Source organism: Prevotella illustrans, assembly GCF_017426725.1.
Classification (GTDB): domain Bacteria; phylum Bacteroidota; class Bacteroidia; order Bacteroidales; family Bacteroidaceae; genus Prevotella; species Prevotella illustrans.
Genome location: NZ_JAERMS010000050.1, coordinates 1 through 18,367 on the forward strand (window position 1 = coordinate 1; position 18,367 = coordinate 18,367).

At 41.9% G+C, this 18,367-nt stretch carries 15 protein-coding genes; 3 read left to right on the forward strand and 12 right to left on the reverse strand.

What is annotated here, in order from left to right; translation table 11 throughout:
* Nucleotides 1-488: 488 nt before the first annotated feature.
* Entirely contained in the window at nucleotides 489-1,082 is a 594-nt protein-coding gene (locus JHU38_RS11190; protein ID WP_107580938.1) for an RNA polymerase sigma factor, read from the forward strand.
* Nucleotides 1,083-1,176: 94 nt separating this feature from the next.
* On the opposite strand, the gene rpe is transcribed toward JHU38_RS11190, so the two are convergent.
* The 4 genes from rpe to JHU38_RS11210 all read right to left on the reverse strand — a co-directional run bounded on the left by rpe (nucleotide 1,177) and on the right by JHU38_RS11210 (nucleotide 7,052).
* Nucleotides 1,177-1,833, reverse strand: coding sequence for a ribulose-phosphate 3-epimerase (rpe, locus tag JHU38_RS11195; RefSeq protein WP_107580939.1), 657 nt, complete (start codon nucleotides 1,831-1,833; stop codon nucleotides 1,177-1,179).
* 471 nt (nucleotides 1,834-2,304) lie between these two features.
* On the reverse strand, nucleotides 2,305-3,756 hold the full coding sequence (locus tag JHU38_RS11200) for a glycoside hydrolase family 57 protein (RefSeq protein ID WP_107580940.1): 1,452 nt from the start codon (nucleotides 3,754-3,756) through the stop codon (nucleotides 2,305-2,307).
* Between the two features lie 69 nt (nucleotides 3,757-3,825).
* Nucleotides 3,826-5,094: a glycosyltransferase family 4 protein gene (locus JHU38_RS11205; protein WP_107580941.1), complete on the reverse strand. Its 1,269-nt coding sequence runs from the start codon at nucleotides 5,092-5,094 to the stop codon at nucleotides 3,826-3,828.
* 2 nt (nucleotides 5,095-5,096) lie between these two features.
* A complete protein-coding gene (locus JHU38_RS11210) occupies nucleotides 5,097-7,052 on the reverse strand; it encodes a glycogen debranching enzyme N-terminal domain-containing protein (RefSeq protein ID WP_199222630.1) in 1,956 nt (651 codons plus the stop codon).
* A 247-nt stretch (nucleotides 7,053-7,299) separates the two neighbouring features.
* Between JHU38_RS11210 and JHU38_RS11215 the strand changes: the two genes are divergently transcribed.
* The gene (locus JHU38_RS11215; protein WP_199222631.1) at nucleotides 7,300-8,004 is read left to right on the forward strand and encodes a Crp/Fnr family transcriptional regulator; all 705 of its coding nucleotides are present in this window, start codon (nucleotides 7,300-7,302) and stop codon (nucleotides 8,002-8,004) included.
* A 3-nt stretch (nucleotides 8,005-8,007) separates the two neighbouring features.
* On the opposite strand, the gene miaA is transcribed toward JHU38_RS11215, so the two are convergent.
* Together miaA and gap are read right to left on the reverse strand one after the other, a co-directional pair.
* Nucleotides 8,008-8,931, reverse strand: a complete 924-nt coding sequence (gene miaA, locus JHU38_RS11220) for a tRNA (adenosine(37)-N6)-dimethylallyltransferase MiaA (protein WP_107580942.1) — start codon at nucleotides 8,929-8,931, stop codon at nucleotides 8,008-8,010.
* Between the two features lie 73 nt (nucleotides 8,932-9,004).
* Entirely contained in the window at nucleotides 9,005-10,033 is a 1,029-nt protein-coding gene (gene gap / locus JHU38_RS11225) for a type I glyceraldehyde-3-phosphate dehydrogenase (protein WP_107580943.1), read from the reverse strand.
* A gap of 298 nt (nucleotides 10,034-10,331) precedes the next feature.
* Here gap and mscL point away from each other — a divergent pair, with 298 nt between their 5' ends.
* The gene (mscL, locus tag JHU38_RS11230) at nucleotides 10,332-10,757 is read left to right on the forward strand and encodes a large-conductance mechanosensitive channel protein MscL (protein WP_107580944.1); all 426 of its coding nucleotides are present in this window, start codon (nucleotides 10,332-10,334) and stop codon (nucleotides 10,755-10,757) included.
* Between the two features lie 81 nt (nucleotides 10,758-10,838).
* On the opposite strand, the gene JHU38_RS11235 is transcribed toward mscL, so the two are convergent.
* The 6 genes from JHU38_RS11235 to JHU38_RS11260 all read right to left on the reverse strand — a co-directional run bounded on the left by JHU38_RS11235 (nucleotide 10,839) and on the right by JHU38_RS11260 (nucleotide 17,725).
* Nucleotides 10,839-11,036: a helix-turn-helix transcriptional regulator gene (locus JHU38_RS11235; protein WP_255414276.1), complete on the reverse strand. Its 198-nt coding sequence runs from the start codon at nucleotides 11,034-11,036 to the stop codon at nucleotides 10,839-10,841.
* Nucleotides 11,037-11,641: 605 nt separating this feature from the next.
* Nucleotides 11,642-13,450 carry a MutS-related protein gene (locus tag JHU38_RS11240; RefSeq protein ID WP_107580945.1) on the reverse strand — a complete coding sequence of 603 codons (1,809 nt, stop codon included), beginning with the start codon at nucleotides 13,448-13,450 and terminating at the stop codon, nucleotides 11,642-11,644.
* Nucleotides 13,451-13,514: 64 nt separating this feature from the next.
* Nucleotides 13,515-13,652: a hypothetical protein gene (locus tag JHU38_RS11245; protein WP_199222632.1), complete on the reverse strand. Its 138-nt coding sequence runs from the start codon at nucleotides 13,650-13,652 to the stop codon at nucleotides 13,515-13,517.
* Nucleotides 13,653-13,656: 4 nt separating this feature from the next.
* Nucleotides 13,657-15,201 (reverse strand): glutamine-hydrolyzing GMP synthase, encoded by a 1,545-nt coding sequence (guaA, locus tag JHU38_RS11250; RefSeq protein WP_107580946.1) that lies wholly within the window; start codon nucleotides 15,199-15,201, stop codon nucleotides 13,657-13,659.
* Between the two features lie 86 nt (nucleotides 15,202-15,287).
* Nucleotides 15,288-16,127 (reverse strand): sugar phosphate nucleotidyltransferase, encoded by an 840-nt coding sequence (locus tag JHU38_RS11255; protein ID WP_107580947.1) that lies wholly within the window; start codon nucleotides 16,125-16,127, stop codon nucleotides 15,288-15,290.
* A complete protein-coding gene (locus tag JHU38_RS11260) occupies nucleotides 16,124-17,725 on the reverse strand; it encodes a RapZ C-terminal domain-containing protein (RefSeq protein ID WP_107582276.1) in 1,602 nt (533 codons plus the stop codon). The genes JHU38_RS11255 and JHU38_RS11260 overlap by 4 nt, the downstream gene beginning before the upstream one ends.
* Nucleotides 17,726-18,367: the final 642 nt, after the last annotated feature.

Here is an 18,367-nt window from a genome sequence, read left to right on the forward strand (position 1 = left end):
GCTTATTTTCGTCCTTCTCTTTTCTTTTTCAAAATAATGCCACTTTTTTGATGGTTATGTAAAGATAATTCAAGGCCGACAAATATCGATTGATCTGCTTGGTCACTTGTAAACCTGTCCCCACTAATATCGACCTGTATCAATGGATTAACAAGCCATTCACACCACCGCCTGAGAACGAATTTGAAACATAAGGGGGTATGTGCTCTTTACCATTGGAACAAAATACGTCAAATCAAATGATTTGATGAAACTTTGTATGCGTTTTCACAAAAATTATTTAGGACACTATTGCCTACGACCTTAATATATGAAAAAATTTCACATAAATTTGGATATAATCAAAAATATCTATAACTTTGTTTTACCAAATGTGAGTTTAACCACGCAACCCTGTGCATAAAAGGCTCATTTAAATAATAATGAAATTATAATAACAAACAAAGCGCCTATCGAGACATCTTTACACAAAACAACACTTTGAAAGAATGAAAAATCTTGAAGGAATGACCGACGAAGAACTTGCCTTATGCTATGTCGCCGGTGATAATAGGGCTTTTGATTTGTTATTAGAACGCAATCAATCTAAATTATTTGCGTATATTATGTTTGTGGTTCGGGATCACGATAAAGCAGATGATATTTTTCAAGAAACCTTTGTTAAAGTCATCACCAAACTTCAACAAGGAAAATATGTTAACAATGGAAAATTTTCTGCATGGATAATGCGGATCGCACATAATATTATTATGGACAGCTTCCGAATGATTAAGAATGAAAAGGTTATCGATACGGATAATCAAGGACTCTTTAAAATCCAAACAGAAGCGGCCCTCACCAATAGTATCGAACACGAATATGTAAACACGCAGGTTTTACTGGATGTTAAAAACGTCATGGAACAGTTACCTGCAACACAACGGGAAGTTGTTTATATGAGATATTATCAGCAATTATCCTTTAAGGAAATAGCGCAATTAACAAACGTCAGCATAAACACATCTCTTGGACGGATGCGTTATGCAATACTAAATATGCGTAGAATGGTTCGAGATTATAGAATTCAACTTCAAGTTGAATAACCTTTCCCCTATTTTGAATACACATAAAACCGGAATACTCTTTTGCAAAAGATTATTCCGGTTTTATCATTATATCACAATCTTTCTTTCATATCTAACGTGGCAGATTCTTTAAGATTGAAATAGTCGACAAAGGGTCAGCACTCTTGAAAATGAAACTTCCGCTTACCAAAACGTCAACACCGGCCTTTACAAGCCGTGGAGCGGTTTCAGCTTGCACTCCTCCGTCTACTTCTATCAAGGCATGACTCCCCGAACGTAAAATCAAATCATGAAGCTGACGAATTTTTTTCATTGTATTTTCAATAAACTTCTGTCCCCCAAAGCCGGGATTTACACTCATCAGCAACACCATATCCACATCCATAATAATATCTTCAAGTACAGATATTGGCGTTGCTGGATTTAAAGTAACTCCAGCCTTCATTCCCGCACCATGAATCTCTTGGATTGTCCGATGTAGATGGGTACACGCTTCGTAGTGGACATTCATCATCATAGCACCAACTTTTGCCACTTGATGAATGTATTTTTCAGGATGTACAATCATCAGATGTACATCTAAAGGCTTCATACTGTATTTATTTATTGCTTCCATAACAGGAAAGCCGAATGAAATATTAGGAACAAAAACTCCATCCATTATATCCAAATGAAGCCAGTCGGCCTCACTCTGATTAATCATCTCTATTTCAGACTTAAGATTAATAAAGTTGGCTGACAGTAAAGATGGAGAAATAAGTGTTTTCATTATTTAATAAGGATTTTTTGAATAGATAAAAATGTATCTGATTAATTGAAGCACGAAGCAGACATAGGGGTATCGCTTTGATTTAGCCGATACGTATGAGCAATTATACGAATAATTTCGATTGTCTTTGATGATGGCCCGGATACATCAGAAAGAAAATTTTGTAAATCATCAGGGGTAAAATACTTCATAGGCATTGAATTAATAATTAGAAAAAAGTGAAGATGTTGGACCTGTCTTAAAAGATTATCCGCCATACAATTTAATAACGTTTAATCCAAGATGTTATTATATAAAAAACGATTTATCCAAACTTAATATGATTAAAAAGAGGTTGGTGCAGGAAGCTACCAACCTCGAGGGACGATTTCGTTCAAAAAAAATAAATACGAAATCATAAATATGGGACAAATATAAACTATATAATTGATAAAAGCAAGAAAAAACTTGGATTTAACACTTCACGTAGATTTATACAGTCGAATCTTCCGCTTTAGTTACTCTTTTAGAAACAGCAGTCTTTATTTTCGATTTAACAGCTGCAGCCTTACCTGCCGACTTCTTTATGGCCTTTGGAGTAATGACTTTTCCACCCTCATACTTCTCACGAAGCTTGAGTTCTTCTTGCTCCAACTTCGCGATCTTGGCTTGCAAGCGTGTAATTTCCTTGTCTTTCACCTCTATTTCATCACCTTGATTATTGATCGTTGTCAACATGGCTTCCAACTGATCATTATCAAGTTCCTCCGGATAGAGACAATTCACACGGTTGATAAAATCGCCAAGAATATTCATATAATTTGTAAATGCGTCAAAAGGACTGTTATAAATACCTCTGTCGAGCCCAACATTGCTGGGCTTCGTTGTCATAAAGCGAAAATTATTACTAGCCTGCAGATAATCCCAGTCTTGATTAATACGGGGATCATTAGCAATACGCACACGATCAGCCACACTATAAAGTTTATTAAAGGCTTCACGCTGCATAGGATTGCCCAACCAACTACTGATATCACGCTCTTCGTCTACCCAACTCAAGGTGTCAGGTACATTCAATTCACCTACACTCTTGAGCTTCATGCAGATTTCAGTCGGTGTGGAAAAAGTAATCCCGCGTTGCTTGGCACAGGTAGGCAATGCCTTTAAGAAGTCTAAAATATTACTGGAAAGTGGTTGAGCAATACCAAGAGCAGAAAGCTCCATAAAAATATTAATAACTTGCTCTTCCTCTGGCAAACGCGCTATTTCTTCAATATAGGTATCAGCAAACAATGGATAACCATCCCACTCACTGTTATTAAAACGCAATGAGATATCATCACTTAACTTTACATCACGAAGTAATAACTTTAGTTTGGAATTTAAAGCACAATGATAAATATAATGAGGCGATTTCCATCCCAGCACGTGGCGAGCTCCTTCGGTGAGCATTCCCTTAAATCCCATCTGAGCTACTTGCTGGCCAATGTCATCACTATAGATGAGAGAGGAATTACGCAGAACCTTTGGATCCTGTCCGAAATATTCTTTAATTTTTCGGCACTGCTTCTTTATGTCATGAACAAAGCAATCCTCATTAACTAAAGATGACAAACCGTGTGAATAAGGTTCTGCTAAAAATTCTACACAACCAGTGTCGTTCAAAGCTTGAAGTTTCTCCAAAACCTGAGGTGCATGAATCTCCAACTGCTCTATACAAACACCACTTAATGAAAAAGCGACTTTAAAATACTTCCCATGCTCAGTGATCATAGACTGCAAAGCATTTAAAGCTGGCATATAACTACGTTCTGCGATATCACCTATTGAACGCTCGTTTTCATAATTATCATAGTAATAATGATCTGTTCCTATATCAAAAAAACGATAACGTTTGAGATGTATACTTTGGTGTATCTCGAAATATAAACAAATTGTTTTCATTGTTATTGTATTATTAGTTGCCTGTAAATTAGATTTAAAATCAAGAAACAAGACGATCTGAAAGAATGTTTATTTCCATCCCAACGTTCGTTCATAGAGCTCACGAATCCATAAGCCGACCTTTTCCCATGTGATTTGGTCAACTTCTTTCTTTCCTTCATCTTGCAAATAATAGAATAAACTTTCGTTGTGACAGATACTGTAAATTGCGTCAGCCATTGCCTGAATATCCCAGTAATCAACCTTGATACAATTTGAAAGAATCTCAGCACATCCGCTTTGTTTAGAGATAATCGTTGGCGTTCCACACTGCATTGCTTCCAGAGGCGATATACCAAAAGGTTCACTCACAGAAGGCATAACATAGACGTCCGAATCTTTCAGACACTCATACACCTGTTTTCCACGCATAAATCCGGGAAAATGAAACCGATCTGCAATACCTCGTTCTGCCACAAGATAGATCATCTGATCCATCATGTCTCCCGACCCAGCCATACAAAAACGTACGTTACGAGAACGATGGAGCACCATATTGGCCGCCTCAACAAAATATTCCGGTCCCTTTTGCATGGTAAGACGCCCTAAGAAAGTAACGACTTTTTCCTTTCCTTGATGGTCTGGGCGAGATAAATCTTGCAATTCCTGCACCAAAGGATAGACTGCATTATGAACGGTATATACCTTTCGTGGATCCTGATGATATTGATTGATGACCGTTTGTCTGGTCAACTCAGACACACACATGATACAATCGGCATTATCCATACCATCCTTTTCTATGGAATAAACCGTAGGATTCACATGTCCCCGGCTCCTGTCAAAGTCTGTTGCATGTACATGAATACACAAAGGTTTTCCGCTCACCTGCTTGGCATGAATGCCAGCAGGATAGGTTAGCCAATCATGTGCATGGATGATATCAAATTCAATCGTTCGAGCAACAACACCTGCTATAACGGAGTAGTTATTAATCTCGTCGTGCAGATTCGATGGATAGCCACCAGCGAAATCCATACATCCAAGATCGTTAACATGCATATAATTAAAATCTGCATAGATATGATCTCGAAGTTGATAATAAAAATCAGGATTCATTACATTCCCCACCCGACTTTTTACTGTGTCATAATCAACGTTACGCCAAGCGATGGGCACGCAATTCATTGCCACGATATTAGCAGCACTCCGATCTTCATCACCCCAAGGTTTCGGTAAACACAATGTTATATCAACATCACCTTGTGCATGTAAACCTTCTGTAATACCAAAATTGGCTGTGGCAAGACCGCCAAAAACATGAGGAGGATATTCCCATCCAAACATTAAAACTTTCATCTTTATCCCTCCTTCTGATAATCAAATTTTTCCATTAACTCAAGTGTACGCAGAATCTCCGCTACATTCATAGCAAAGGAAATCGCTCCGCGTCCATGGAATGGTGGATTTCCGTCAAATAATTCAGGGATTGTTCCCAGGCAATGATTTGTCATTTCATCCTCATAACCAACCAACTGACGATTAATAAAACTAAGTCTTGACGTCTTATATAGTTTAAGGCAGGCCTCCATATAGAATCCTCCCAGCCACGGCCATGCCGTTCCTTGATGATAAGCATAGTCTCGCTGGCTTTGTGGACCCGTGTATAAAGGATTGTATCCACCACTCTTCGGCGAAAGTGTACGAAGTCCCTTAGGTGTCAGAAGCTCTCGTGTACAAATATCTAATACGCTTTTTTTCTGCTCCTGACTTAAAGGTGAATAATCCAAGGCCACTGCAAAGATCATATTAGGTCTCACACTCCAGTCCATCATGTTGCCATCTACATAATCATACAGGTATCCATACTCATTCAAGAATGTTTCCACAAATGAATGTTTGCACCGATCAGCCAACTCTTCCAAATGGGCAGCAACCTCTGTATTTTGATCCAAAGCTGCCAGCAATGCCGTAAACTTCAACGCATTAAACCAAAGAGCATTAAATTCTACAATATAGCCTGTACGAGGAACTACAGGTTTTCCATTGGCAGTAGAGTTCATCCAGGTTACCGGCTTGTCCTTACCGAATGTACGGAGTAAACCGTTTTCGTCAAGTTCCAAATTAGGATGACGCCCCGATTCAATAAAGGCTAACATATCTTTCAAAAGTGTCCCATATTTCTCCAGACAAGTCTCCCTCCCTGCTTCCTTGGCATATTGCTGTACACACCAAAAAGCCCACAACATAACATCGGGTTGGTCTATCTCATACATTTTTACCGTCAAAGGCTTTCCTTCCATGAATTCACGAAGCCCACGCTCTGCCGTTTTCATCACAAGCTCGAAATAATCACGCTCCTGAATGGAAAGCGTCAAACCTGGCAATGCGATAAAAGTATCACGTGCTCTACATTTAAACCACGGATAGCCCGCCAAAATATACCGATCATCATTCTTCATACGAAGATGGAACTGATGAGCTGCATTTATCAGACAATGAAAAAAATTATCCCTTGGGCTACGCTCTTCAACTTCTTCTTCAAAAAGTTTCTTCAATTTAGAGACTTTTATTTCAGATGTAGAAGCAGAAAAGACGATACTCTCTCCTTTCTTTATAGGCATCTCAAAATAGCCTGGAACATATAGGTCTTCATTCGAAGCATAACCTCGTTCTTGCTCTTTAGGATATTCTATTCCACGATACCAGTCTGGTGCAAATATGAACTCATTCTTTTTACTAAACTGCATGTACAGATCTGGATAACCAGCATACATACATGTTTTAATACCATTATCCACTAACTGATAATCACGGCTTGCAACACTATTCTCATGCGTAAACTGGCGAACACTTCTGAATGCCAAGAAAGGCCTGAATCGCAAAGTTGTTGCAGAATGCGCATCTTCAAGTGTATATCGTATTAGAATACGATTCTCATAATGCTGAAATACAACTTCACGTTTCAACATCACTCCACCTACACGAAATAATGTAGTAGGAACTTTGTCACAATCAAACTCTCTGATGTACTTATGGCCCTTTGGGCTATAGTTGTTGCCTTGGTATTTATGCAGCCCCAGATTAAACTCTGCTCCATGCTGTATTACTGTAACATCAAGAGAAGATAGCAATACATGGTTCTCATCATCCAACTGAGGAACCGGCACAACTAACAGTCCATGATATTTTCTCGTGTTACAGTCTACAATGGAAGAACATGAATAAGCTCCGGAACGGTTTGTACGCAACAACTCCCTTGGAAGAGATTCTTCAAGGTTAGTCATCAATGCTTTTTCAAATCGTAAATAACTCATAGTTCTCTATATTAAGGCTTAAATATTAATATTTAGGATTTTTTCGCTTTTCACGCCTCTCTCGGAGAGGGCTCTTTTTCTTCAAAAGTAACATTTAATTTGCAAACTACAAAATTTATTAGACTTTAAATGAAAACCAATCATAGAAAATATGTTATAGAAAATGTTTTTCGTCAAGAAATATAATTATATCGATCTAAAATCGTAAATTTGCATATAAATTAGGTTATACTTCCAACGATGTGATATGATTTCAAGAAAAGAAATACAAAACGAAGAGGTTATCCAAGCAATTGCCAATCTTTGGACACCACTGACCCAACAACAACGTCAATCTTTATTGGACAACATTGTATTGCAACATTTCAAACGAAATGAAATCATATATAAAGATTGTGAAAAACCTGAATGTATGATGTGTCTCTTCCATGGCAAAGTTAAAATACATAAGGATGGAATCGGAGGAAGAAATCAAATTATTCGCGTAATCAAACCTATTGAGTTTTTTGGCTTTAGAGCATTTTTCGCAAACGAATGCTACAAGACGGCGGCAACTGCTTTCGAATCGTCGGTCGTCGCTTTTTTCCCCATGCCTGTTATTCTAAAGCTAATGCAGGAGAATTTCAATGTCAATTTATTCTTTATCCATTACCTTGCGCAACAGCTGGGCTACAGCGATGATCGGACCGTGAGCCTTACCCAGAAACACATCAGAGGCCGACTTGCAGAAGCTCTTCTTTTTTTAAAGAAAAACTATGGACTTGAAGAAGATGGGTATACGCTCAGCATTTATTTAAGCCGTGAAGATCTGGCTAATCTATCCAACATGACAACAAGCAACGCTATCAGGACACTCTCTGCTCTCGCTACGGAAAAGATTATAGCTATTGACGGAAGGAAAATCAAATTGATAGATATAGAGGCGTTGGAGCGCATTTCCCAAATAGGTTAGCAACTACCCAAGAAGAGCGATTACGCTTTCTACCTTTTCTTCCATTGGAAGTCGAGCGTTAACCCAATGAATCGTAAAACCTCTACGTTCCATTCCTCTGAACCAAGTCATTTGGCGCTTGGCAAATTGATGAATTGCAATTTCCAAGTTATGAACCATTTCTCCATACGAAGTCCTGCCAATAAGGTATTCTGTAATATATTTGTACTCCAAACCATAATATATTAGATCTTCAGCCGATATTCCTTGTTCCATCAAGCCTTTAACCTCTTCTATCATACCGTTATCAAGACGTTGACATAAACGTTTACTTATTTTCTCCCTACGCAAATCTCTGTCTATGTCAACACCTATAATTATAGAATCGATGGCAGGTAACTCGCGTTTAGGCAAAGGATGCTCCAGATTATAAGTTTCTATTTCTATGGCACGGATAGCACGCTGTGCCGTATCCACATCCGTAAGATTATGCATCACACTCCCGTTTCTGGCTTTTAAATCCCGAAGCAGGACAGAAAGTTCATCTAAAGTTTTATTAGCAAGCATTGTACGCAAAATACCATTCTGCGGAACAGGTGACAGCTGATACCCTTTTAATACAGACTCTATATAGAGTCCGGTTCCTCCGCACAAAATAGGCTGCACATCACGTTTCTGTATCTCCGTATAAACATTATAAAAATCTTGCTGATACAAAAACAAATTATATTTAGTTCCCGGTTGACATATATCTATTAAATAATAAGGTATAGTCACTCCGTTTACCACATAATCACCAAGATCCTTACCTGTCCCTATGGTCATACCACGATATACCTGTCTCGAATCTGCCGAGATAATTTCCGCATTCAAACGATAAGCTACATGGGTAGCCAAGTCTGTTTTGCCACTTGCCGTAGGGCCGAGAATAGTAAGAAGCTTCTTCATAGGACAAAGATAACAAAAAATATCCCTGTCAGCAAAACCGACAGGGATATTATTTTAAGCAAATAAAGTCGTATTATTTCAACTCTGCGAGGTACTTAATAGTACGAACCATCTGAGATGTGTAAGAGTTCTCATTGTCATACCAAGAAACAACCTGCACCTGATATGTATCGTCGTTGATCTTGCTTACCATTGTCTGAGTAGCGTCAAAGAGAGAACCGAAGCGCATACCGATAATGTCAGAAGAAACGATCTGATCCTCCGTATAACCGAAGCTCTCCGTTGTAGCAGCCTTCATTGCGGCATTGATACCCTCTACAGTTACGTCCTTGCCCTTAACAACAGCCACGAGAATCGTGGTAGAACCTGTTGGAGTAGGAACGCGCTGTGCAGAACCAATCAGCTTTCCATTCAGTTCAGGAATTACAAGACCGATAGCCTTGGCAGCACCAGTCGAATTAGGAACAATGTTGCAAGCGCCTGCACGTGAGCGACGGAGATCACCCTTGCGCTGAGGACCGTCAAGAATCATCTGGTCACCTGTGTAAGCGTGGATAGTTGACATGATACCTGACTGGATAGGAGCATACGCGTTCAACGCTGCAGCCATAGGAGCCAAGCAGTTTGTTGTACAAGAAGCAGCAGAGATAACAGTATCAGCCGGAGTCAGAGTCTTGTGGTTGGTGTTGTAAACGATAGTTGGGAGATCGTTGCCTGCGGGAGCAGAAATAACTACCTTCTTGGCACCTGCTGTAAGGTGAGCAGAAGCCTTTTCCTTAGAAGTATAGAAACCGGTGCACTCAAGAACGACGTCTACATTGAGTTCACCCCAAGGGAGTTCAGCTGCGTTTGGCTTTGCGTAGATAGTGATCTCCTTACCGTCAACAATAATAGAGTTATCTGTTGCTTCTACGGTATGCTTACCTTCACCGAACTTGCCGGCAAAGCCACCTTGGGCTGTATCATACTTCAAAAGGTGAGCAAGCATCTTAGGACTTGTCAAGTCATTGATAGCAACAACTTCATAACCATCAGCCTCGAACATCTGACGGAATGCGAGACGACCAATACGGCCAAAGCCGTTAATAGCTACATTTGTCATTTTAATTTGTTATTTAATAAAGTTTATATAAGAATATAAATAATCTTCGTAAGTCTGTAGTGATAAAATAACAAGCCGAAACAGATTAAAATCCACGTATTTATCGAAATCCTGTATTTTTTCTTCTTTACGAGTACAAAGATACGGAATTATTTCTATATTTGCACGTGCAAAGTGTATTAAATTAAGTAAAAAGCAACGGAAATAAATACTTTTAGAAGCAAATGCAACCTGTTAACCGACAGAGTGTAATCTCTATGTTGCAAACATCGTTTACCAATTAACAAAAAATTATATTATGGGTAAATTTATCAATGAATTCAAAGAATTTGCTGTAAAAGGAAATGCGGTTGATATGGCTGTCGGTGTAATCATCGGTGGCGCTTTCGGCAAAATTATCAGCTCCATCGTCGACGACCTTATTATGCCTCCCATCGGATGGCTCATCGGTGGCGTCAAGTTCACGGACTTAAAGGTTACGCTCCCCACCGTAGAAATACCGGGCGTAGAAAAGACTGCCGCCGCAACAATCAATTACGGAAACTTTCTCCAGACGGCCTTCGACTTCATCATCATTGCTTTCTGCGTGTTCATGCTCGTTAAGGGAATTAACAAGCTTACAAAGAAGAAAGCCGAAGAGTCCGCTGCTCCTACACCGGAACCGGAACCGACAAAGGAAGAAAAGTTACTAACGGAAATCCGTGACATTCTGAAAAAACAATAAGCACACTTTAAAAATATAATATAAATACAAGAGACAAGCCCGAATCTAAAAAAAATAGGTTCGGGCTTTTATGGATAGCTGTTATTTTATCCAATCACTATCTTCGAGTTGAAACACATCATTGAGTGAACGACCAAAGATACTACATATTTTAAGAGACAAGACGGTGGATGGCACATATTTCTCAGACTCTATGGCATTGATTGTCTGTCGGCAAACTCCCACTTTCTCTGCCAGTTCTGCCTGGGTCATCCTTACGATAGCACGTTCAACCCTCACATTATTTTTCATGATCAGACCTCCTAAGCTTATATACTGGTACAAATTGATTCAGTGTATCCGTGATTTTTGTTAGAAAAAACTACCGGATTTTAACACTTCCGCAACGCTTCATCTAACTGCCGAAATGGCGAAAAACGCCTTTGTTTTTCCGATTTCTATGCTCTTTTATGCCCAAAGCTATCCTTTTATCGGCTCAAAGCATAGCGATTACGCTGTCAAAGCATAGCTTTTAGCCGATGAAAGGGCCGCGATTACGGCCTAAAAGCATAGCGATTAAGGGTAAAAAAGCGAAGAGAAAACACCCTTAAAAGTACAATGTATTGATAATCAGCGTTTTATAAAATTACTCTACAATCGCTTATTTTCGTCCTTCTCTTTTCTTTTTCAAAATAATGCCACTTTTTTGATGGTATATGTAAAGATAATTCAGAGGCGGTAGATACCATCGATACTTGTAAACCTGTCCCCACTAATTTTCTACTGCCCCCTATTTAACCCAACTGTAGTAAGAAGTATGTAGCATTAATCTACAATAACTGAACAGAAAGCTGCGAAATGACAATACGAGGACCATCCTTATAAAGCATAGTCCTCGTATCTTATTATTCATCTATTACTTTCAACACACGTTTCAACAGATAAGTTGCGTTCTGATTGCGAGCCACACCTGATGTTATGCGATATGAATAAGTAACATTTTCACCCAAATCTATCTCAAAACAATAATTACGAAATCTTTGTGGCAACTCATCTGAAAGTTTTGAAAGTTCCAAATCGTGTGTCGCAATGACTCCCGACACGGGCAACTTGCATATCCGTTCCAGAAAAAGACGCGATCCGTTGAGCTTGTCCAGCGAATTTGTTCCTTTCAGTATCTCATCTAAGATAATCAAGGTATGCTTCTCTTCAGAAGGCCGCCCCACACGATAAGAGGGATTCTTACAGAACTGCACCAACTGTTCCAGCCGTAACAGTTCTGCATTAAAATAGGAAATGCCTTCAGCCAAATCATCCGTAGTACGCATACTGCTGAAGAGATTGAAGCGTGACACTTTCATCCGACGTGCAAAAATGGGGATACCATTGCGTGCCAAAACATAATTGATGCCGAGCGTGCGCAAAAACGTGCTCTTGCCGGCCATGTTGGCACCGGTTACAATCGTATAACTACCATCAGGAATGGCAAAATCATTCGTGACAGCCTCCGCTCCCAGAAACGGATGAAAGATTTCTTCTGCTTCATAGATCATTGTCTCACTTTCCACCACTTCGGCCCACACTGTCTTCGGGTGATTATAAACAAACCGACCCAGTGACACCAAGGCGTCGACATGACTCAGCACGTTAACCCACCGCTCGGCATGCTTGATAAAATCGTCACGCCATTTCAAATAGTCGCGAATAAGAAAGAAGTCATTCAGAAGAAATGTATCCAGCAGAAAGAGGCCCAAGATATTGCCTCTTCTGTCGAGTCTTCGGATAAGATTCTCCAGCGTTCGGACAGCTTTTGTCGCTTTTCGCAAGTCCTCCACTTCTTGTTTCATCGAGTCCGGCCATTCCCGCTGACGTTCGCAAAGTCGCAACAACCGGGCAAAACCTTCGGTTTCACGATGCAGCAGATCTGTTTGCCGCCCAATAGAACGTGCACTTGCATTACAAAGCAGGAAGACCACAAAGAACTGCAATGTCGCGTAGAACAAAGGAAAAGTGCCATCCATCAAGCCCATACCGGCCAAAAGGATAAAGATAGGAAGCAAAGTTATCATGCAAATTGCCAGCACTTTGGTCCATTTCCGCCCTATCAGGCCAGGCAAAACCAACCTTTGTGTCATTTTGCTCAAAGCCAATATTCCCAACGTATCGGTCCTTCGTCCCTGCCCCAATGCTTGAAAGGCGTCCATAAACGTCAACTGCTTACAGAAAAATTTGATTTCATCCGGCTGATGACATATATTTTCAAAAGCCAAATAACTTGCCAGCAGCCGTTTCCCTCCACTTGTCACACTACGGTTCATGCGGGCATAGAGCGATTGCGGCCCGAAAATATCAAGGTCAAAAGTAAACGGATGGTGATAATCTACAAACTCCTGCCCATCGTCAAAATGACTATACTCCCCTCTCAGGGCTTCCAGCTCATACCGATAGACTCGCTGCAGATTCTCATTATCAGTTATCTGCCTGGCATTACGGCCGTCAAGTAATCGTGCGATGACATAGCATGCCAAGGCCAAAGCAGCCAACAGCAAGCTCGTCCATCCCATCCGTGTGCTGACATAGACCGCCAGCCCGGCTATGAAAAGGCAAAAGAAAAGTATTTCTGTCAGAATGAAAAGACGGTTCCGGCGCTTGAGTCGGGCTACAATATCCGTCAGCGTTTCATAACGGGATGTATAATATTCCTGATTATTCATAATTTGTCTTCAAATCAAAAGAGCCTGCGGCGATAGAAACACCTTTCTATGCCGCAGACTCTTCCTATTTCACATAGTCTTTCGTTATCATATCGTAGTAGAGGGCCTCCAACTCTGAGAGAGTGAGCCGCTCTATGCTGTGCTCCAACTTTCGTATGAGCTCTTCCCGACGGTAATCGTCGGTCTGCTGACCAAAATCCATAGGCCTATTCCCACTCTATTGTCGAAGGCGGCTTGGAGGAAATATCATAGCAAACACGATTTACACCTTTCACCTTATTTATTATTTCATTGCTCACCTTGGCCATGAAATCGTATGGAAGATGGGCCCAATCAGCCGTCATGGCGTCCTGACTTGTCACGGCACGCAACGCTACGGGGTGTTCGTATGTACGCTCGTCGCCCATCACGCCCACGCTGCGTATGGTAGAGAGCAACACGGTGCCAGCCTGCCATACGTGGTCGTAGAGTCTGGTACCATCGGGCATGGTGTAATTGTGCATGTTCTCGATATAGATATCATCCGCATCTTGCAGAATACGCACCTTTTCACGGGTGATATCACCCAAAATTCTGACAGCCAGACCGGGACCGGGGAACGGATGGCGTTTAATCAGTCGTTCAGGCATTCCAAGTTGGTAGCCTACCCTGCGCACCTCGTCTTTGAAAAGCCACTGCAAGGGTTCGCACAACTGTAGCTTCATTTCCTTGGGAAGACCACCTACATTATGATGGCTCTTGATGGTCATACCCGTTATGCTGAGACTCTCGATGCGATCAGGATAGATGGTTCCCTGAGCCAGCCACTTCGCGTCGGTGATTTTCTTGGCCTCGGCATTGAATACTTCAACAAAGTCACGGCCGATAATCTTGCGTTTCTTCTCTGGATCGGTCACGCCTTCCAAGTCTCTGAAGAATTTCTCACTGGCATCAACACCTACCACGTTGAGTCCCAATCCTTGATAAGCGTCCATCACTTTCCGGAACTCATTCTTGCGAAGCATACCATGATCCACGAAAATACAAGTGAGATTCTTGCCGATGGCTCGATTTAACAAAGTGGCACAAACCGAGGAGTCCACGCCTCCCGACAAACCAAGAATCACACGGTCGTTGCCCAACTGTGCTTTAAGCTCCGCCACCGTGCTGTCAACGAACGACGCGGCACTCCACTCCTGCCTGCTCTTGCAGATATCCACCACGAAGTTCTTCAACAGCAAGGTTCCTTGCGCCGTATGGAACACCTCCGGATGGAACTGCACGGCCCACAGCGGATGTTTGGTACTGGCATAAGCTGCAAAACGGACGTCGTCCGTGCTGGCTATCACGTGACAGTCACTGGGAATGGCCGTTATCGTATCGCCATGGCTCATCCAGACTTGCGAATCGGGGGTAAAGCCTTTGAACAGAGGATTATCCTTGTCAAACTGCCGCAAATTGGCACGACCATACTCACGTGTGCCGGTTTGCTCTACTTTACCACCGTTCGCGTATGAAATAAACTGAGCGCCATAACAGATTCCCAGCACGGGATATTTGCCCACAAATTGCGACAAGTCCACTTTGAAAGCTTCCGGATCATGAACGGAATAAGGCGAACCGCTCAGAATCACGCCGATGATACCAGAATCATCCTTAGGAAACTTGTTGTAAGGAAGGATTTCGCAGAAGGTGTCCAGCTCACGGACACGACGCCCTATAAGTTGCGTCGTCTGTGATCCGAAATCAAGAATGATAATCTTCTGTTGCATGTTGTTAAGATATTATATGATTGTAATATTATTAAATGTAGTTGATTATAAATAAGGAAAACCTAAAAACAAACCAAAAGCTCCCGTCACAGCGTGGTCAGGAAATGTTCTGCTTCTTTCAGTGTATCCAGTTTTCCCACATCCATCAGGCGCATGTCTTCTTGCAGATAGCCCCGCATTGGTTGCACATGGCAGTTTTGCAAGTAGAAATCCATGATGGAGAATTTCTCCGGATAACCGCCCATGAGCGGAAACAGCTGCGGCGAGAAACAATGAATACCCGAAAAAGCATAGAAACGCAGAAGGGGCTGCTCCGAAACCACGTCTGTCGCCTGTTTATTCATCAACCTGCACTCTTCCACCGTGCGAGGCATGCGTGCTACTTTCACCCAGTCAAAGGGACTCTTTACCTCTCCTGTACCCAAATGAAGCCAGCCTACAAGCAGCATGTCCTTATCAAAAATCAGGTAGCGCTGTGTCTCCCGCCAGCTTACGAGCAAGGTTGCCCCGACTCGTCGATCGGGGATGCCACCGCCCAGACTTGTTATCAGCGGATCCAGCGTGTAAAACTTCTGCAAGTCCACATTGCTCAGAATATCTACATTATGTATAAGGATGGGTGCGTCCGGCAGAAACATGGGACAAGCTTTCCTAATTCCGCCCCCCGTCTCCAACAGCCCCGACGTCTCATCACTAATTTTGATGTCAAGTCCGAAATTGTCATGGGCTTGCAGAAAGTCTACTATCTGATTGGCAAAATGATGCACGTTCACGACCAGATGTTCGAATCCGGCCTCTTTCAATTTCAGGACGACCCGCTGAAGGAGTGGTTGCCCTCCTACCTCTATCAATGCTTTAGGCATCGTATCGGTCAGAGGCTTCAGCCTTGTGCCTTTGCCGGCCGCAAAAATCATCGCCTGCATCATCGTCGCAAATCTTTTATCATGCTGTTAACCTGTATTGCGTCTGAGAGCGCCAAGGCACTGCTGGCCTCCAAGGTCTTTTCGATATTCTGCTCACGATGGCAGATTCTCACCTCCACGCCAAACTTTTCGTGTATATGCTCGGCTAAATGCTGGGCACTGTAAACGCTACGATGCTGTCCGCCTGTACAGCCGAAAGAGAACATCAGGCTGGTAAAGCCTCGCTGGATATAACGAGCCACATGATGATCGGCCAACTGATAAACGCTATCCAAGAACTTCAGTATTTCCCCATCGTCTTCTAAAAACCGAATGACGGGCTCATCCAAGCCTGTCAATTGCTTATAAGGCTCGTAACGGCCGGGATTATGCGTACTCCTGCAGTCGAAAACATAGCCGCCACCATTGCCCGACTCATCTTCGGGAATGCCTTTGCGATAAGAGAAACTGAACACTTTTACGACCAAAGGCCCCTTTCCATCATATTTGGAGAAGGTGGCTGGGCCGTCTTGAGGGTGTGCTGCGTAAATATTGGTACGGGCCGTCTTGAACCCATCCGCACGTGGATTCACGTGTGGTTCCTGCACGGCAAACAGAGGCAACGCACACAATCGCCTGAGCATGTCCATCATATAAGGGTATGGGAAAATTTCAGCATTCATCTTCAACAACTCCCGCAGATTCTGCATGGCAGGTGGGATGGAATCAAGGAAGTGCTTCTTACGCTCGAAGTAACCGCGAAAGCCATAAGCGCCCAGCACCTGCAACGTACGGAAAAGCACAAAAAGACTCAGCCGCTCGACAAAGTGACGTTCCGACGGAACCTCTGTATAATTTTTCAATGAGTTGTAATAATCGAAGATAAGCTCTCTTCGGAGTTTAAACGGGTACTTGGCAGACGCTTGCCACAAGAACGAGGCCAGATCATAATAATATGGGCCCTTACGTCCGCCTTGAAAGTCTATGAAATAAGGATTGCCGTCTTCATTCAGCATGATATTACGTGCCTGAAAGTCGCGATAAAGGAAACTTTCATTGCTTTCCGAAGCCAAATCCTTGGCAAACATTCTGAAATTGGCTTCCAGCTTCAGCTCGTGGAAGTCCAGCCCTGTAGCTTTGAGAAAACAATATTTAAAATAATTTAGGTCAAACAGTACACTGTCAGTATCAAATTCGGGCTGCGGATAGCAGTTAGACCAGTCCAAGCCGCGTGCGCCGCGAATCTGTATCTCGGGCAAAGCAACGATCGTGCGCTTCAGCAGTTCTTTTTCTTTCTGATTATAGCGGCCACCGGCCTCACGTCCACCCTTAATCGCGTCGAATAGGGAACGGCGTCCCAAATCTGTCTGCAGATAGTATAATTCGTCATCAGAAACTGTCAACACTTGCGGAACCGGCAACTTACGGGCGGAAAAATGACAATCCAAATAAATGAAAGCGTGATTCTCATCCCTACTCGTCCCTTTCACGCCGATAAGAGAAGAACCGTCGGCGGCCGTAAAACGGAAATAGATACGATTGCTACCCGAGCCCGGCAGCTTCTCCACTTGAGACGGCTCCTGCCCTGTCCAGCTCTTATATAAATCCAACAGTTTCTGCATACCAAGATTCTTTATCGCTTGTCCTTTCCGCTTACTACGGGGAAAAACCGGAACACATCGTTCCATATGCAAAAGTAATATAATCGCACGGAAAATCAAAACGAATATATAAAAAAAATCGGATGTCATCCCGACACCCGATTTTCATAAACAAACTACTTAAAAACTAATCTACTAAAACAAATCAAAAAATATCTTTATCCGGACCCTGCCTGGAATCCGACACTTTTCTAATTCTTTTTGCAAATATAACAACTTTTGTAATACGCTCAAAATTTTGCAAGGATTTTTTTAAGTTTCACAAGTTCCTTCTCTTGAAGTTAAAGAGTTTACCTCCCTCATAGAGTTTCTTCATGCATTCCGGCGAATAATCAGAATCTATCTCTATCTTATGATACACTCTTCCGCATTCATAGCTCCACATTCCTCCATGTGTAACCGACCTTCCGCATCAACAACTACATAGGTAAGCCTTTACATTGTATTTTTGAGCATGGTCTTTTCCGTCTTTCTTGGCATCCAATTTCAAACATACAAACTTGTTGTTTAAAAATCTCCGACCTTTTGCTGCGGAAACACCTTACAGGCAATAGTGTCCTAAATAATTTTTGTGAAAACGCATACAAAGTTGCATCAAATCAT

Excerpts from the sequence above, each read along its gene's own strand:
- JHU38_RS11255 (WP_107580947.1), bottom strand. The coding sequence starts at position 16,127 with ATGATGCAGGCGATGATTTTTGCGGCCGGCAAAGGCACAAGGCTGAAG.
- JHU38_RS11205 (WP_107580941.1), bottom strand. The coding sequence starts at position 5,094 with ATGAAAGTTTTAATGTTTGGATGGGAATATCCTCCTCATGTTTTTGGC.
- miaA (WP_107580942.1), bottom strand. The coding sequence starts at position 8,931 with ATGAAGAAGCTTCTTACTATTCTCGGCCCTACGGCAAGTGGCAAAACA.
- JHU38_RS11240 (WP_107580945.1), bottom strand. The coding sequence starts at position 13,450 with ATGAATAATCAGGAATATTATACATCCCGTTATGAAACGCTGACGGAT.
- JHU38_RS11215 (WP_199222631.1), top strand. The coding sequence starts at position 7,300 with ATGATTTCAAGAAAAGAAATACAAAACGAAGAGGTTATCCAAGCAATT.
- JHU38_RS11245 (WP_199222632.1), bottom strand. The coding sequence starts at position 13,652 with ATGGATTTTGGTCAGCAGACCGACGATTACCGTCGGGAAGAGCTCATA.
- mscL (WP_107580944.1), top strand. The coding sequence starts at position 10,332 with ATGGGTAAATTTATCAATGAATTCAAAGAATTTGCTGTAAAAGGAAAT.
- gap (WP_107580943.1), bottom strand. The coding sequence starts at position 10,033 with ATGACAAATGTAGCTATTAACGGCTTTGGCCGTATTGGTCGTCTCGCA.
- JHU38_RS11260 (WP_107582276.1), bottom strand. The coding sequence starts at position 17,725 with ATGCAGAAACTGTTGGATTTATATAAGAGCTGGACAGGGCAGGAGCCG.
- JHU38_RS11200 (WP_107580940.1), bottom strand. The coding sequence starts at position 3,756 with ATGAAAACAATTTGTTTATATTTCGAGATACACCAAAGTATACATCTC.
- JHU38_RS11190 (WP_107580938.1), top strand. The coding sequence starts at position 489 with ATGAAAAATCTTGAAGGAATGACCGACGAAGAACTTGCCTTATGCTAT.
- rpe (WP_107580939.1), bottom strand. The coding sequence starts at position 1,833 with ATGAAAACACTTATTTCTCCATCTTTACTGTCAGCCAACTTTATTAAT.
- JHU38_RS11210 (WP_199222630.1), bottom strand. The coding sequence starts at position 7,052 with ATGAGTTATTTACGATTTGAAAAAGCATTGATGACTAACCTTGAAGAA.
- guaA (WP_107580946.1), bottom strand. The coding sequence starts at position 15,201 with ATGCAACAGAAGATTATCATTCTTGATTTCGGATCACAGACGACGCAA.